Origin of the sequence: Nitrospira defluvii (assembly GCF_905220995.1) — a bacterium.
GTDB classification, from domain to species: Bacteria; Nitrospirota; Nitrospiria; order Nitrospirales; family Nitrospiraceae; genus Nitrospira_A; species Nitrospira_A defluvii_C.
Genome location: NZ_CAJNBJ010000001.1, coordinates 488,080 through 502,779, shown reverse-complemented (window position 1 = coordinate 502,779; position 14,700 = coordinate 488,080). Strand labels below are relative to the sequence as shown.

15 protein-coding genes are annotated in these 14,700 nt (G+C 58.2%); 10 read left to right on the top strand and 5 right to left on the bottom strand.

The window, feature by feature from the left end; all coding sequences use genetic code 11:
* Nucleotides 1–36: 36 nt before the first annotated feature.
* The 10 genes from KJA79_RS02385 to KJA79_RS02340 all read left to right on the top strand — a co-directional run bounded on the left by KJA79_RS02385 (nt 37) and on the right by KJA79_RS02340 (nt 7,866).
* Complete coding sequence (locus KJA79_RS02385; protein ID WP_213040394.1) at nt 37–630, top strand: YceD family protein; 594 nt, start codon at nt 37–39, stop codon at nt 628–630.
* A gap of 38 nt (nt 631–668) precedes the next feature.
* Entirely contained in the window at nt 669–854 is a 186-nt protein-coding gene (gene rpmF, locus KJA79_RS02380; RefSeq protein WP_213040393.1) for a 50S ribosomal protein L32, read from the top strand.
* 152 nt (nt 855–1,006) lie between these two features.
* Nucleotides 1,007–2,038 carry a phosphate acyltransferase PlsX gene (plsX, locus tag KJA79_RS02375; RefSeq protein ID WP_213040392.1) on the top strand — a complete coding sequence of 344 codons (1,032 nt, stop codon included), beginning with the start codon at nt 1,007–1,009 and terminating at the stop codon, nt 2,036–2,038.
* The gene (locus tag KJA79_RS02370) at nt 2,035–3,012 is read left to right on the top strand and encodes a beta-ketoacyl-ACP synthase III (protein WP_213040391.1); all 978 of its coding nucleotides are present in this window, start codon (nt 2,035–2,037) and stop codon (nt 3,010–3,012) included. The genes plsX and KJA79_RS02370 overlap by 4 nt, the downstream gene beginning before the upstream one ends.
* A gap of 107 nt (nt 3,013–3,119) precedes the next feature.
* Nucleotides 3,120–4,073: an ACP S-malonyltransferase gene (fabD, locus tag KJA79_RS02365; protein WP_213040390.1), complete on the top strand. Its 954-nt coding sequence runs from the start codon at nt 3,120–3,122 to the stop codon at nt 4,071–4,073.
* A gap of 28 nt (nt 4,074–4,101) precedes the next feature.
* The gene (gene fabG / locus KJA79_RS02360) at nt 4,102–4,845 is read left to right on the top strand and encodes a 3-oxoacyl-[acyl-carrier-protein] reductase (protein WP_213040389.1); all 744 of its coding nucleotides are present in this window, start codon (nt 4,102–4,104) and stop codon (nt 4,843–4,845) included.
* A 101-nt stretch (nt 4,846–4,946) separates the two neighbouring features.
* A complete protein-coding gene (acpP, locus tag KJA79_RS02355) occupies nt 4,947–5,180 on the top strand; it encodes an acyl carrier protein (protein WP_213040388.1) in 234 nt (77 codons plus the stop codon).
* A 12-nt stretch (nt 5,181–5,192) separates the two neighbouring features.
* The gene (gene fabF / locus KJA79_RS02350; protein WP_213040387.1) at nt 5,193–6,443 is read left to right on the top strand and encodes a beta-ketoacyl-ACP synthase II; all 1,251 of its coding nucleotides are present in this window, start codon (nt 5,193–5,195) and stop codon (nt 6,441–6,443) included.
* 26 nt (nt 6,444–6,469) lie between these two features.
* Nucleotides 6,470–7,177, top strand: a complete 708-nt coding sequence (gene rnc / locus KJA79_RS02345; protein ID WP_213040386.1) for a ribonuclease III — start codon at nt 6,470–6,472, stop codon at nt 7,175–7,177.
* Nucleotides 7,178–7,332: 155 nt separating this feature from the next.
* Nucleotides 7,333–7,866, top strand: coding sequence for a peptidylprolyl isomerase (locus KJA79_RS02340; RefSeq protein ID WP_343224235.1), 534 nt, complete (start codon nt 7,333–7,335; stop codon nt 7,864–7,866).
* Between the two features lie 67 nt (nt 7,867–7,933).
* Here KJA79_RS02340 and KJA79_RS02335 read toward each other — a convergent pair whose 3' ends face one another.
* The 5 genes from KJA79_RS02335 to KJA79_RS02315 all read right to left on the bottom strand — a co-directional run bounded on the left by KJA79_RS02335 (nt 7,934) and on the right by KJA79_RS02315 (nt 14,697).
* Nucleotides 7,934–8,512, bottom strand: a complete 579-nt coding sequence (locus tag KJA79_RS02335; protein ID WP_213040384.1) for a hypothetical protein — start codon at nt 8,510–8,512, stop codon at nt 7,934–7,936.
* 157 nt (nt 8,513–8,669) lie between these two features.
* On the bottom strand, nt 8,670–9,563 hold the full coding sequence (locus KJA79_RS02330) for an XrtA system polysaccharide deacetylase (RefSeq protein ID WP_213040383.1): 894 nt from the start codon (nt 9,561–9,563) through the stop codon (nt 8,670–8,672).
* A gap of 312 nt (nt 9,564–9,875) precedes the next feature.
* Nucleotides 9,876–10,265, bottom strand: a complete 390-nt coding sequence (locus KJA79_RS23260; protein ID WP_213040382.1) for an ATP-binding protein — start codon at nt 10,263–10,265, stop codon at nt 9,876–9,878.
* Nucleotides 10,166–11,062 carry a response regulator gene (locus KJA79_RS02320; protein ID WP_213040381.1) on the bottom strand — a complete coding sequence of 299 codons (897 nt, stop codon included), beginning with the start codon at nt 11,060–11,062 and terminating at the stop codon, nt 10,166–10,168. Before KJA79_RS02320 ends, KJA79_RS23260 begins: the two co-directional genes overlap by 100 nt.
* Nucleotides 11,059–14,697 (bottom strand): PAS domain S-box protein, encoded by a 3,639-nt coding sequence (locus KJA79_RS02315; protein WP_213040380.1) that lies wholly within the window; start codon nt 14,695–14,697, stop codon nt 11,059–11,061. Before KJA79_RS02315 ends, KJA79_RS02320 begins: the two co-directional genes overlap by 4 nt.
* Between the last annotated feature and the right edge of the window lie 3 nt (nt 14,698–14,700).

The window sequence follows — 14,700 nt, the reverse complement described above, 5'->3', positions numbered from 1 at the left end:
TATTCAGCGGCAGGGCATTCTTCTATGGCGGCTCCTATGGATACGCTCAATCCAGCGATCGTGGATATTGGCCCGGAAGGCTTGTCTGTGTCATGCACGGCGACAGGAGCACAGCTGGGCCTGACTGAGTCGGAGGACAAGTTTGAGGGGCCGCTTGAGATTCACGTGGAGCTCGTGCAGCAGGACGGTCCGATCGCTGTGACCGGGACGTTGGAAGGTACCGCAATCCGGCAATGCGTCCGCTGCCTCGCGGACTATTCCGATCCCCTGTATGTCAGTCTCTATGCGGAGTATTTGCCGCAGGCTGGCGCAGCTGCCAAATCAGCTCCCGCAGAGCAGGGACGGAAGGGCGCGAGACGTTCCGCTCAACCGGTCGAGCCGACTGAAGAAGCGGACGAGGAAGACGAGCTGTATTGGTATCAAGGGGACCATCTCGATTTGGCCCCGATGTTGCGCGAGCAGGTGATCCTGGCCGCTCCGATGCAGCCGTTGTGTCGAGAGGAGTGCTTAGGTCTCTGTTCCCAATGTGGACAGAATCTCAACGAGCGCCGCTGTGGCTGCCCGCCTGAGCAGGCGCCCAGTCCGTTCCGTGTGTTGCGGGGGCGCCAATCCAAGAGTGGAAACGCATAGTTTGCTAACCGGGTCATGTGCCCGTTGAAGGAGTCGTTATGGCAAATCCAAAACATAAACATTCACGATCCCGTCGAGATATGCGGAGAACGGCCAAGATGCGGCTGGTTCCCCCTGGGTTCTCGCTCTGTCCGCAGTGCCACGAATTGAAGTTGCCGCATCATACATGCATGAACTGCGGTACGTACAAGGGCAAGGCCGTGATCGTCGTCGAGGAAAGCTAGCTGAATTTTATTTTCCTGACGTGATTCGGGTACAATCCTCCACCGTGATCACGATCCGACGCCATGTCATGCGTGAGGCCGTTCATGGTCTTGGCCGGCAGGGCGTCTCTACACGACTCTTCACCTCTCTATCCGTGGACCGTTAACCGCACATGAAGATTGCCGTCGATGCGATGGGCGGAGACCACGGGCCGGCCCCGGTCATTGAAGGCGCGGTGCAAGCCGCGCAGGAGCTGGGTGTCGGCATCATCCTCGTCGGCAAAGAGGACGAACTGTCCGCCGCCTGCCGCAAGCTCAACTGTCATGACGAGCGGATTACGATCCACCATGCGCCGCAGGTGGTCGAGATGCACGAGTCACCGGCTGCAGTGGCGCGGAAAAAGCGGGACTCGTCCATCTGGATTGCGACGGAGTTGGTCAAGTCGGGGGATGCAGATGCCGTGGTAAGCCCGGGCAACACAGGCGCCAGCATGGTCTCGTCGTTTTTTGTTCTGGGGTTGATCAAGGGCGTCGAACGCCCGGCAATCGCCACCATGCTTCCCACCTTGACGGGCAGCGCCGTGATGCTGGATGTCGGAGCAAACGTCGACTGCACGGCTCAGCATTTGGAGCAGTTCGCGTTGATGGGCAACGAGTTTGCCAAACACGTGTATGCCAAACCCAACCCACGGGTCGGGCTGCTCAGTATCGGAGAGGAAGACAGCAAGGGTAACGAAGTCACCAAGGAAGCGTTTAAGTTGTTGAAGGCCAGCCCGCTGAATTTTATCGGCAACATCGAGGGGCGGGAGGTCTACAGTGGAAGCGCAGATGTGGTGGTGTGTGACGGATTCATCGGGAACGTGGCCTTAAAGATTTCCGAGGGGGTGGCGGACGTCATCAAAAAATTGTTGATGAAGGAACTCTCGGGTTCGTGGCTTGGTCGCTTGGCCTACCCGCTCATCGCGAAGCCGCTGCTGAATCTGAAACGAAAAATCGACTATGCCGAGTTCGGCGGTGCGCCTCTGTTAGGCGTAAACGGGACCACGATGATCTGTCATGGGCGGTCGTCAGCGAAAGCAATCAAGAATGCGATTCGTCGTGCGAAGGGCTTGGCGGAGACCAGGCTGGACGAGTTGATTCAGCGTGACATCGAAGAAAGTCTGCGGCGGCATCAAGATGAACGGTCGGAAGGAACGCAGGCGTGAGACGCGCACGAATTACCGGAACCGGCTCCTATGCCCCCGAACGGGTGATGACCAATGCCGAGTTGGAGCAATTGGTTGCGACATCCGACGAGTGGATTCGTGAGCGCACCGGCATTCGGGAACGGCGGATTGCGGCGAAGGGGCAAGCCTGCTCAGACCTGGCAATGATTGCGGCAGAGCGGGCTTTGAAGGCGGCGGGTGTGTCCGCCGGCGAACTGGACATGATCCTCCTGGCGACCTGCACGGGGGATATGCCGTTGCCCTCGACGGCCTGCTTGCTCCAACATCGATTGGGTGCGACGCGCGCGGCTGCCTGCGATCTTTCTGCGGCCTGTTGTGGGTTCGTCTACGCGTTGGGGGTCGCCGATGCCTATGTCAGGACGGGGATGCGACACGTGTTGGTCGTGGGATCGGAGGTGATGTCGACGATCACCGATTGGACCGACCGCAACACCTGCATTTTGTTCGGGGATGGCGCAGGCGCGGCGGTCGTGAGTGCGTCCGAGGGTGATCGAGGAATTCTGTCCACGCATTTGCATTCGGACGGAAGTCTTTCCGACTTGATCGTGGTGCCGGGCGGCGGGACGCGGATTCCACCTTCCGAACCGATGATGAACGACCGAGCCCAGTACATTAAAATGAAGGGCAATGAAACCTTCAAGGTTGCGGTGCGGACGCTTGAGGAGGTGGCACGGGAGACCCTCGCGGCGCACAATCTGTCGGTAGATGATCTCGACCTGTACATTCCGCACCAAGCCAACCTGCGCATTATCAAGGCAGTGGCCGATCGCCTGGGTTTGCCGCTTGAAAAAGTGGTGTTGAACATGGATCGGTACGGCAACACGTCCGCCGCTTCTATCCCCATCGCGCTGGACGAAGCGGTGCGTGATGGACGGGTCAAGGTGGGACAATTGGTGATGTTCGGGGCATTTGGCGCTGGGCTTACCTGGGCGTCGACGCTGCTGCGCTGGTAGCGACGAGAGGTCCGGCAGGAGACCGGTGAGGCGAGGGCGACCCGCATCGCCCGTGCAGCTTTTTCCCGTTGACATTGAGCATGGTTTCTACGATACCTTACGCGGCTATGACAGTTTCAGGAATCGGATTTGTGTTTCCCGGACAGGGGTCGCAGTCGGTGGGCATGGGACGCGGATTTTATGACGCGTCCCCTGCGGTGAAGGCCCTGTATGACGAAGCCTCCTTGGTTCTGGGGTACGATATTGCGCAGCTCTGTTTTGAAGGGCCTGCCGAACGGTTGAATCTGACGGAGCATACCCAACCGGCTTTGTTCGTGAGCAGCGCGGCGGCGCTGACAGCTTTGGAACCGGCGGGTCTGGTGCCGTTGGCGGTTGCGGGTCATAGTCTGGGCGAGTATTCGGCCTTGTATGCCGCAGGCGGGTTGTCGTTCCGCGACGCAGTCGCGCTCGTCCAGAAACGGGGCCGGTATATGTCCGAGGCCGTCCAGCCTGGTACCGGCTTAGTCGCTGCGTTGTTGGGTTTGTCGGCAGAGGTCGTCAAGGATGCGTGTCAGGAGGCTGCCTCTGTGGGGGTTGTCGCCGCTGCGAATTTCAATTCTCCCGGACAGGTTGTGATTGCCGGGGAAAAATCCGCGGTCGAACGGGCCATTGAAATCGCCAAGGGTAAGGGTTGCAAAAAAGCGATTCCACTTCCGGTGAGTGTGCCGGTGCATACTCCGCTGATGCAGGGCGCGGCTGACCGCCTGGCTGCGGAATTCGGTGGGGTCGCCTGGCATGATCTGCGGGTGCCGCTGGTGAATAATGCTGAGGCGGTGGCGTTGCAACGAGCTGAGGACATTCGGGCATCGTTGGTCCGACAACTGCCCTCGTCCGTGCGATGGGAAGAGTCAGTGCACAAGATGGTGCAATTAGGCGTCACCACCTTCGTGGAAATCGGACCGGGGACTGTCCTGACCGGATTGGTGAAACGGATCCTTCCGGGCGCGGTGACGGCGAACGTCCATGACTCGAAATCACTGGACGCCGCGCTGGTCACGTTGGGCGTGAAGGGGCAAGGGTAGTACGGTAGGGACTGCGGAGAAGAGACTGATGTCATTACAGGGAAAAGTCGCGATCGTGACCGGTGGGGCCCAGGGTATCGGACGCGCCATTGCAGAAGGCTTGGCGGAGGATGGTGCCGACATTGTGGTGGCGGATCTTGATCCCGCGCGCTCGGAAGATGCTGTCGCCGCGATTCAGAAACTGGGGCGGCGGGCTTTGAGCGTGAAGGTGAATGTGGCCGATTGGAACGATGCCAAGGCCATGGCCGACCAGGTGATGAAAGAGTGGGGGCGGATCGATATTCTGGTGAACAACGCCGGCATTACGCGTGACGGCTTGTTGCTACGCATGAAGGAAGAGGACTGGAATTTGGTCCTGCAGGTCAACTTGAATGGGACCTTCCATTGCACGAAGGCCGTGCTGCTCCCAATGACGAAGCAGCGGTTTGGACGTATCGTCAATATCGCGTCGATCGTTGGGGCGATGGGTAATGTGGGCCAGGCGAATTACTCGGCCTCCAAGGCGGCGGTGATGGGGTTTACCAAAACCGTAGCACGCGAATATGCGAGTCGTGCGGTGACGGTCAATGCGGTGGCGCCGGGCTTTATCGATACGGCGATGACCCAGGGATTGCCGGCGGAGGTGAAGGAAGCCCTGCAGAAGCAGATTCCGTTGGGGCGCCTGGGTCTTCCCTCCGATATTGCCGCGGCAGTGCGATTTCTGGTGTCTGATGCCGCGTCATACATCACGGGGCAGGTGTTGCACGTGAATGGCGGCATGCTCATGGTATAAGGTAGTCGGGTCGGGCAGCCGGATCGATTTCGGTGGGTTCGGGGTGTCCCGGCGGAGAATATGGCCGCAACGTACGATTGGGGAAGGAGGTGGGCAAGTCCATGGCAACAGTAGATGAACGGGTGAAGAAGATTATTGCTGAACAGTTAGGCGTTGAAGAAGAAGAGGTGACGCCGGAAGCGCACTTCGTCGAAGATTTGGGCGCGGATTCCCTCGACACGGTGGAGCTAGTGATGGCGCTTGAGGAAGAGTTTGAAATCGAAATTCCCGATGAGGATGCAGAGAAAATTCTCACGGTCGGCAAAGCGCTGGATTACATTAAAGAGAAAGCCTAGCGGACGGCATCTATGCAGGATCGACCCGTCAGACGTGTCGTGATAACCGGTCTCGGACTGGTGACTCCGCTCGGCACCGGAGTAGACAAGACTTGGAAGGCGCTGTGCGCCGGTGAGTCGGGTATCGGCCGAATCACGCGATTCGACCCGACTGGTTACGATGCGCAAATTGCCGGCCAGGTCAAAGACTTCGATCCGGCCCAGTTCATCGAGAAAAAAGAAATCAAGAAGATGGATACCTTTATCCACTATGCGGTTGGCGCCAGCCAGCTTGCGGTGGACGACGCGAATCTCACCGTGTCGCCGGAAGAGGCGACGAGAGTCGGTGTGTACATCGGGTCAGGTATCGGCGGGCTGGGGTCCATCGAGCATTATCACGATGTGTTGAAGGAGAAGGGGCCCGGACGGGTTTCACCGTTTTTTATTCCGATGACGATCATCAACCTCGCTTCAGGACAAGTGGCGATTCGGGTCGGTGCCAAAGGGCCGAACTCCTGTGCGGTGACGGCCTGCGCGACGGGCAATCATTGCATCGGTGATGCCTATCGGCTCATTCAACGGAATGACGCTGATGTCATGATTGCCGGCGGTGCGGAGGCGGCGATTACTCCATTGGGTGTTGCAGGATTTGCTTCGGCCAAAGCGCTGTCCTTCAGAAACAGCGAACCCACCAAAGCCAGCCGACCTTTCGATAAAGACCGTGACGGATTCGTCTTGGGCGAAGGCGCCGGAGTGGTGGTCCTCGAAGAGTTGGAGCACGCGCGCGCGCGCGGAGCACGCATCTACGCCGAGCTGATCGGCTACGCGATGAACAGTGATGCCTACCATATCACTGCGCCGCCCGAGGAAGGGGAAGGCGCCGTGCGCTGCATGGAGATGGCGTTGAAGGATGCCGGCGTCGCGAAAACGGACATCGGGTACATCAATGCGCATGGTACCTCGACGATGGCGGATGCCATTGAAACGAAGGCCATCAAACACGTGTTCGGAGAGCAGGCCTACCGCATTCCCGTCAGTTCGACGAAGTCCATGACAGGGCATTTGCTCGGTGCGGCTGGTGGGATTGAGGCCGTGTTCAGCATCCTTGCATTGCATCATGGTATCCTGCCTCCTACCATCAATCTTGATCATCCCGATCCCGCCTGCGATCTTGATTACGTGCCCAATCAGGCGCGTCCTGCCAAGATTCAGGTGGCCCTTTCGAATTCATTCGGTTTCGGCGGGGTCAATGCCTGCCTGATCTTTCGCAGGTGTGATCAGTAATCCTTCCAGGGTGTGAGTCAGGTGGTATGACGCCCGCAACGTCAATTGAGGCGGTCCAGCGTCTGTTGGGCTACCGTTTCCATCAGCCTCGTCTCCTGGAAGAAGCGCTGACCCACAAGTCCTACTCCAACGAGCGACGTACCAAAGAACGCACCCAGAACGAGCGTCTCGAGTTTCTCGGCGACGCGGTCCTGTCGCTGGTTATGAGCGAATATCTCGCCGCGGAGTTCCCGGGCAGTAACGAAGGCGGGCTTTCCAAGCTGAAAGCACACCTCGTCAGCGAAGCTTCGCTGGCCAAGGCTGCTCGACGGATGAAGCTCGGGCGGCTCTTGCGATTGGGAAAAGGCGAGGAGTTATCGAAGGGGCGCGAGAAACATTCGTTGTTGGCTGACGCACTGGAAGCGCTGATTGCGGCGGTGTATCTCGACGGGGGACTTGAGGCCAGCCGGGCTTTCACCTTGCGGGTCCTGGAAGAGGAGTTGCTGGCCGCACGAGCAGAGCAGGCCCGTCCGGGGATGGAAGATTACAAAACACAGCTGCAGGAACTGTGTCAAAAGCGGTTTGAGAGTTTGCCGCAGTATGCGACGGTACGGGAATCGGGCCCCGATCATGAAAAGGTGTTTGAGGTCGAGTTGACGATTTTGGGTGTGATGCGAGGAATCGGGTGTGGGCATAGTAAGAAAGAGGCTGAACAAATGGCCGCGAAGGAAGCGCTGGAACAATTAACTGTGTAGCGCTGCTCGAAGTGGATCGACAGGAAGGAGGCATAATGGCACAAGAACAATGGTGGGGACACTTGGGGCTTGCCGGAGTCTTGAGTATGGTGATGGCAGTCGGCACAGCAGGGACCAGTGTGGCAGCCGACCCCGCACCCGCTTCGGGGGGCGAGGTGACGAACGCGAGTAACGCGCGTGCGGTGATCAAGACGAAGTTTGGAGATATCGAGATCAAATTCCTGCCTGATGTGGCGCCTAAGCATGTGGAAAACTTCATCAAGTTGGCCAAGACCGGGTTTTATAACGGCACGATCTTTCATCGAGTGATTCCGGGATTCATGATCCAGGGTGGAGATCCGAATACCAAGGACTCCCTGAAAAAGGGGGCCTATGGTCAAGGTGGTCCCGGTCATAACGTCAAGGCCGAATTCAGCGACCTGCCGCACAAGCGGGGCGTGGTGTCGATGGCGCGTGCGCAGGATCCGGATAGCGCTGGGTCCCAGTTTTTTATCGTTGTGGAGGACTCGCGATTCTTGGACCGGAAATATACGATCTTCGGGGAAGTCGTCAAAGGGATCGGGGTTGCGGATAAGATTGTTGCCTTACCCAGAGTCATGTGCCAAGCGGGTCCACCGAGCCCTGCCGACAAGGGCCCCTGTGACAACCCAATTGATCGAGTGGAAATGACGGTGACGATTCTCGAATGAGGCGGTCCCGTGCCAGACTGAGCCGGCCGTTCTACGAATGGCCGGTTCAGCCTCCTCGACCATCACTTTAGAATGGCTGAATCTGCTGCTGTGCTCGTACCAGGCTGAGTAGGTGGGACAGGGCCTTGCTCATGCGTTCCGCGTGGGACGCCGAACGAAACAGGATTGTATCCTGTGCGAATTGCCCTTCGAGCGAAGGCACCGCGCCCGTGCAGAAGCTGGTCTTCAGGATGCAGGGGCCGGTACTGGTGCAGGTCAGGCGGACGCCGTATAGCACCAGGTTATTGTCCCGAGTATCCTGGCCCTGATATTCGATTGACTCGATGTCATGCAGGTCGAAGTGGGTGAAGCCGGTATTGACCTCGTCATGCCCATGATTGAGTTCGACGGTGCCGAGTTTGGTGCCTGTGGGAATCACGCTGTAGATTTCGGTGATTTTCGTTGGTTTTCCTGCCTTAGGATTTCGACAACTGAGGGCGCGGACAAAGCCGTGTGTATTGGCCATGTCGCTGATGAACTGGACGGTATCCTCGACCGTCTGACTCAAGCTAAGCCTCGGGAAGCACAAAAGCGCCACGGATACCACGGCCAAGCCGGCTGTGATGAAACGATGTCGTCGATGATTCGTACAGGCCTTGTCCATCATGGGTCTCCCTCGCCCCACGCGCGCGTTCTGTTGCAGGGAAGCGCCTAACGTACTGAAACTCTCCAGGCAGTGCAATCCCTAATTTGGCGAAGAACCAGCCGGTTGCGGTCTCCCCGTATGTGTTTGATCGTCGATTTGTGGTTTCGGAAAGATAGGATTAAGCCACGTCCTGAGCGATCTGCGCCGGGGGGATGGCGGGAAACACAGTTGGCTCGAGGGGGAGAATTGGGGATAGGTCGATCTGCTCGGAGATGGGTCCGAAGCGGAAGGTGTTAAGAAGGGTGGTGATTCGAGGCTCCATCTTGTCCAGGTTCAGGTAGTGAGCCAGTTGCGAGAAGAATGGCCCTTCCATTCGCGGTTGCTGAGGGTCAAGTTCCCACGGGTGAAAATACATCACCAACGGATGGCCTTTGAGTTCGATGCGGCGCATCAGCCCGCACAGCGCGGCAAAGGGAAGCAGACGGAAATAGCTTCCACCTGCAATCGGAATTCGCACCCCGCCGAGATTGACCGTAGAGGGAGGAACTTCCCAAATGGGGCCGGAGGAGGTCTGCTTCACATGATGCCAGGGATCTGACCCGGGCAGCCCGCAGTGCTCGTGCCGGATGGGAACGAGGCTGGAGTCATAGGTGTACCCTTCTTCAGCGAGGATCGGAAGAGCCCATGGCGTTTCGCGGGTGATCGTGAACCCTGGGGCGCGGTAGCCTTGAATGGGCGCTCCTGTGAGGTCCTCAAGAAGCTGCTTGGATTTTCTGACGTCGGTTCGAAACAGTTCCGGTGTTTGAGCAGTGACTAATTCGTGACCGTAGCCGTGAGACGCGATCTCATGTCCACACTCGGCAATTTGCTTAATCAGCCCTGGGTGCCGCTCTGCCACCCAGCCTAAGACGAAAAAAGTAGCTCTGGTTTGATGCCTGGCAAGCAGCTCCAACACTTTGCAGGTATTGGCAGTGACTCGGCTCTCGAATGCCCCCCAGTGCCGCCGACGGATCGGGGAATCAAATCTCGAGACCTGAAAATGTTCTTCAATGTCGAATGTGAGGCAATGCAAGGGCTCGTTCCTTATGTGTAGGGTTTTGCCTACAAAGCCGCAAGGGAGAGGGTTGTGGCGTTGATGGTGGAGAGGAGGTCCACGGTGACTGCCCCTTTCGACGTGCTTGTATACTATGAGCGCGCGACGAAGTAAAGCAAAGTTTAAGCCATTATCTTTGCTTATACATATCAATGCGATAGGTTGGATGCGCGTCAGAATAGCGGAAGACTGTATCGAGGAATCCAGCATGGTGTATCCATGTCGATACACCAATTGGGGCTGGGCTCAATGTACGAAAAGCGGCAAGAGCTGGCGGTGATGGAAACGGGGTCAGGCGGCTTGTCTCTTTCCCTCCATGTCGGGTTGGGGAAGTTGCAGGGGGACGGTAAAACGAAACACCGAGCCGACGCCAGGCTCGCTCTCGGCTCCGATGTGTCCTCCCATCAATTCAACGAGCTGTTTACAAATCGCCAATCCCAAGCCTGTGCCTCCGTACTTTCTAGTGGTCGAGCCGTCGGCTTGCACAAAAGGCTGAAACAATTTACTGAACGCGCTGGGATCAATGCCGATCCCATTATCGACGACGGAAAACCGGAGATGGGTGACGTGGGGCTGACCCCCTATCGATTCATTGTACTTGGGAGTCGGAGCTCGCTGAATTTGATCGCGTTCGCCAGTAAATTGCTGAGGATCTGTTGCAGCCGGGTTGGATCTCCGCACAGCGCAGAGGGGACATCGTCGGCAATGCGTGAGCTGAGGATGAGCCCTTTGCGCTGCGCCCGCTCTGCAAACAACGCCATGACACGATCGAGGAAGGTCGAGAGATCAAAATCCAGTAACTCGAGCGACAGCTTCCCGGATTCAATTTTCGAAAAATCCAGAATGTCATTGATGATGACCATCAAGGCATCCCCCGAGGCCCGTATCGTTTGGGCGCAATCCAGTTGCTCGGGTGTCAGATCTGTCTCCAACAGCCAATCGGTCATGCCCAGCACGCCATTCATGGGCGTACGGATTTCGTGACTCATGGTCGCCAAGAATTCGGATTTGAGTCTGGTACCCTCGATCGCGGCATCTCGTGCCTGGGTCAGGGTGGCTTGACTGGCCTGGAGCTCCTGCAGAACCTGATTGGCGCGCACCATATAGCGGATGCGGTGAGTCAGGAGCATCGCGTTCAACGGTTTCACAATAAAATCCGTCGCGCCGGCATCGTAGGCCTTCGTGATGGACTCAAAGTCGTCCAGTCCGGTCATGATCAGGATGGGGGTATGTTCACCGCCCGGTAGTCGGCGCAAGGCGGCACAGGTAGCGAATCCGTCCATCTCGGGCATCATCACGTCGAGCAGCACCACATCCGGCGTACGTTTTTCGAATGCGATACAGGCGTCACGTCCGTTCTCCGCCTCTTCCACCTCCCATCCCACTTGCTCCAGGGCTTCGCGGGCGAACATCCGGATGATGATGTCGTCATCCGTGACCAGGGCATAGGGGGATCGTCCGGATATGAGGGGATTCATGGTTGTTTCTCCTTGGCGATCTCATTGCGAAAGACAGTACAGGCGGTGGCATATTCGGATTGCAATTCCGTAAGAATGCGCTCGGCGTCGATGAGGTTCTTGCTGGCACCCATCAGTTCCAAATCCTTGCAACGGGCGGCAAGGCCGAGCGCCCCGAGCTGGGCACTGCTCGATTTGAGGCGGTGGGCGACAGCCTGCAATCCTGCGGGGTCGTTGGCGCGGAGGGCATCGCGCAGCGCGTCGACGCTGTCTCTGGAATTGTCGAGGTATTTCCGGAGCACCGAGGCCAGCACGTTCGGGCGGTTGGGTCGTTGCAAGGCCCGAATGGCGTCGAGGGCTTTGAGGTCGATGCCTGGTGTCGGAGCTTCGGCGGCTGACTCGGAGACAGATTGCGTTCCCATCGTGGAGTCCTGGGAATCGGCGGTCGTCTGATTGCTGAGTAGAGGTGCGGAAACAAGGGGCGCTTTCTTGCCCAGCCACTTTTGTACAGTTTCGCGTAGCTGCAGTTGCGTATAGGGTTTCGTGAGGTAATCATCCATGCCGGCCGCGAGGCATTGTTCGCGATCGCCCTGCATGGCGTTGGCCGTCAATGCAACAATGGGCAGTCTGCCTCGTTCAGACCCGCCGTCGCGTCGGCGAATCTCTGCGGTTGCCGTGAGTCCGTCCATTTCTGGCATCTGACAATCCATCAGCACCAGGTCAAAACGACTCTCGGCCGTTGCCAGGAGCGCCTCCCGGCCGTTCTCCGCAACCTCAACCAGGTACCCCAATTGTTCGAGCATGCCGACGGCCACTTCCCGGTTCACAGGACTGTCCTCTGCCAGGAGAATGCGCCTGGCTGATTGTTGCCGTACGTGGGTGGCCGGTTCAGATGGGGAGAGGAGTGGATGAGTCGGGTCCTCGGCAGGGTTGGGTGTGAGATATGGGTTGGGAGCCGGTGAATATCGTGCGAGGGTTGTGGCCGATTCGGAGCCGAGCGGTTGCAATTCGAATTGCGTAGTAAATGCGAATGTGGAGCCGCGCCCGGGCTCGCTCTCTACCGTGATTGATCCGCCCATGAGTCCGACCAGTTGTTTCGCGATGGAGAGGCCGAGTCCGGTCCCGCCGTATCGCCGGGTGGTGGACCCGTCTGCCTGGGAAAAGGCGTCGAAGATGCGCAGCTTTGCCGCAGCCGGAATTCCGATCCCCGTATCGGTTACCGCAAATCGCAGTTGTGCATGGGTGGTGGTTCCACTTAGGAATTCAGCAACGAGTGTGATGCCGCCGCTCTCCGTGAATTTGATGGCGTTGCTCAGGAGATTCATGAGGATCTGACGAAACCGCACTGGGTCGCCTTTCAGGTAGCGCGGCACTTTGTCATCGATCTGCTGGGTGAGCTGGAGCTTCTTGCGGCGGGCGGCTTCCATGAACAATTCGAGCGATTCTTCGAGTACCTGTACAAGATCAAAGCCGACACATTCCAGGTCGAGTTTGCCGGCCTCGATTTTTGAAAAGTCCAGAATGTCATTGATGATCGCCAGCAGCGTGCGTCCCGACCGGTGTACCGTCGACGCCAGATGGCGCTGTCTGTCCGTCAACGCGCTGTTCAGCAGAAGTTCAGTCGTGCCCAGGACGCCGTTCATGGGAGTGCGGATTTCATGACTCATGTTGGCCAGGAACTCGCTCTTGGCCGTGCTGGCTGCTTCGGCCGCTTCCTTGGCCGCGCGGAGTTCTTCCTCGCTGCGCTTTCGGTCGGTGGTATCGATGTGGATGCCGACCATACGTGCCGCCACGCCATGCACGTCCCGGATGATGCTGCCACGAGAGAGGATCCATCGATAGCTGCCGTCTTGATGCCGCAGACGGTGTTCGATCTCGAAGTGGGATCGTTCACCATCGAGGCAGGTTTGGATGATTTTGTGCACAAACGGCTGGTCTTCAGGATGAATGCGCAGACGCCATTCATCGAATGTGTTGGGGAGTGTGGTGTCGTCGTGGCCGAGTTGGTTCTTCCATTGCGTTGAAAAATAGATGGCGCCGGTGGTGAGGTTCCAGTCCCAAATTCCAATGTGCGAGCCCTGGACCGTCATCATCAGACGGGCTTCGCTGGTACGCAATGCTTCTTCCGCCCGTTTGCGCTCCGAGATATCCACCACGAAGGCCGTAAAAGTGTACGCATTTTCCAGCCGGAGCGGGGTGATTGACAATTCGATCGGAAACTCCGTGCCGTCGCGGCGCAAGGCGGTGATTTCGATCCGTTTGTTTAAAATCGGTCCCTCGCCGGTCTCGAGAAAACGCTCGAGTCCGCGTTGGTGCGCCTCACGGTGCGTCTGGGGAATGATGGTGTCCGCCATGGAGCGGCCGATGGCTTCCTGACTGGTCCATCCGAAGGTCTGCTCGGCTTGGGTATTCCAGCCTGTGATGCGACCCTTGTCATCCATGCTGATCACCGCGCTTAGCGCGGTATCGATGACCAGTCTGGTTCGGCCCTCGCTCTTGCGCAACGCGCCTTCGGCATGGACTCGCTCGACGGCTTCGAGCGCCAGGGAGACGAGCGAGGCAATCGCATGACCGAACTGCTGTTCTTCCAGCATCCAGGGGCGGAGGGTGCCGACATGTTCGTGGCACAGTACCCCGACCAGTTTTCCTTTGAAGCGGATCGGGATGTCGAGCATCGCAGTAATCCCAAGGGGCGCCAGGTAGCTCGCAGTGAATTCGGAGGTGCGTGGATCGTGCTGAGCATCGGCGGCATCGATGACGCGTTCGGAAAGCAGTTCACAGAAATAGCTTGGGAAATCGTGTGCGAGGAGTTCCGTTCCTGAGGTATAGGTCTCGGCCCCGACATCATAGAGCGTTTTACATTGCAGGGCGGCATGGTCCTCGCCTAGCAACCAGATGCTGCACCGGCGCACGTGTAGGGTGGCGGCCGCAACGCGGGTGATCTCGCGTAGAGCGGGCTCAAGCACGCCACTCTGGATGACGCTGTTGCTTGTCAGCCCGAGCAGCGCAATTTGTTGTTGCCGGAGCAGTTCTTCGGTGTGGCGGCGACGGTCCTCAATGTGTTTGCGTTCGGTGATGTCACGAAAGACCAGGACGGCGCCAACCGTGTGATCGTCTCGCACGATGGGTGCTAACACGCAGGAGACGGGAAACGATCGGCCGGTAATTGAGGTCAGCACCCCGTCGTCGGTCCGAAAAGATTGTTCCTGCGTCGGCGCGCTGTGCACAGTCTGTGGGAGCAGTGTCTTGTTGGAGTCCGAGGCGGCTGACAATGAGATGATGTCTTGAAGCCGTCGACCAACCACTTCCTGTTCGCTGAGTTCCCAGAGTCGTTCGGCCTCGGGATTAAGCAACACAATGTCCCAATGGCCGCCTACCACGCAGAGCCCGTCGCCCATCGAGCGCAGCACGGTTTGGAGTTTATCCCGTTCCTCGGTGAGCTGGCTCTCTGATGTGCGGCGAAGCTGTTCGTTCAACGCTTGCATTTCCGATGCGGAGAGCGCGATCGAGCGTTCGAGTAGCTCGCGTCCCTGGTCGGATTCCACATAGCTCCGGCTCATGCGTTCGAGCAGCTGTTGCCAGACCTCGAGTGATGAAGGGAGCGTGGCGTCATCCAGCCCCAGTCGCTTCAGTTGCCGTTTCAGCAGCGGATGCATCGG

Bases quoted from the DNA above. Each gene is read 5' to 3' on its own strand.
- fabG (WP_213040389.1), top strand. From the start codon at position 4,102: ATGTCATTACAGGGAAAAGTCGCGATCGTGACCGGTGGGGCCCAGGGT.
- plsX (WP_213040392.1), top strand. From the start codon at position 1,007: ATGAAGATTGCCGTCGATGCGATGGGCGGAGACCACGGGCCGGCCCCG.
- KJA79_RS02385 (WP_213040394.1), top strand. From the start codon at position 37: ATGGATACGCTCAATCCAGCGATCGTGGATATTGGCCCGGAAGGCTTG.
- rpmF (WP_213040393.1), top strand. From the start codon at position 669: ATGGCAAATCCAAAACATAAACATTCACGATCCCGTCGAGATATGCGG.
- fabF (WP_213040387.1), top strand. From the start codon at position 5,193: ATGCAGGATCGACCCGTCAGACGTGTCGTGATAACCGGTCTCGGACTG.
- rnc (WP_213040386.1), top strand. From the start codon at position 6,470: ATGACGCCCGCAACGTCAATTGAGGCGGTCCAGCGTCTGTTGGGCTAC.
- KJA79_RS02335 (WP_213040384.1), bottom strand. From the start codon at position 8,512: ATGATGGACAAGGCCTGTACGAATCATCGACGACATCGTTTCATCACA.
- fabD (WP_213040390.1), top strand. From the start codon at position 3,120: ATGACAGTTTCAGGAATCGGATTTGTGTTTCCCGGACAGGGGTCGCAG.
- KJA79_RS02320 (WP_213040381.1), bottom strand. From the start codon at position 11,062: ATGAATCCCCTCATATCCGGACGATCCCCCTATGCCCTGGTCACGGAT.
- acpP (WP_213040388.1), top strand. From the start codon at position 4,947: ATGGCAACAGTAGATGAACGGGTGAAGAAGATTATTGCTGAACAGTTA.
- KJA79_RS02315 (WP_213040380.1), bottom strand. From the start codon at position 14,697: ATGCATCCGCTGCTGAAACGGCAACTGAAGCGACTGGGGCTGGATGAC.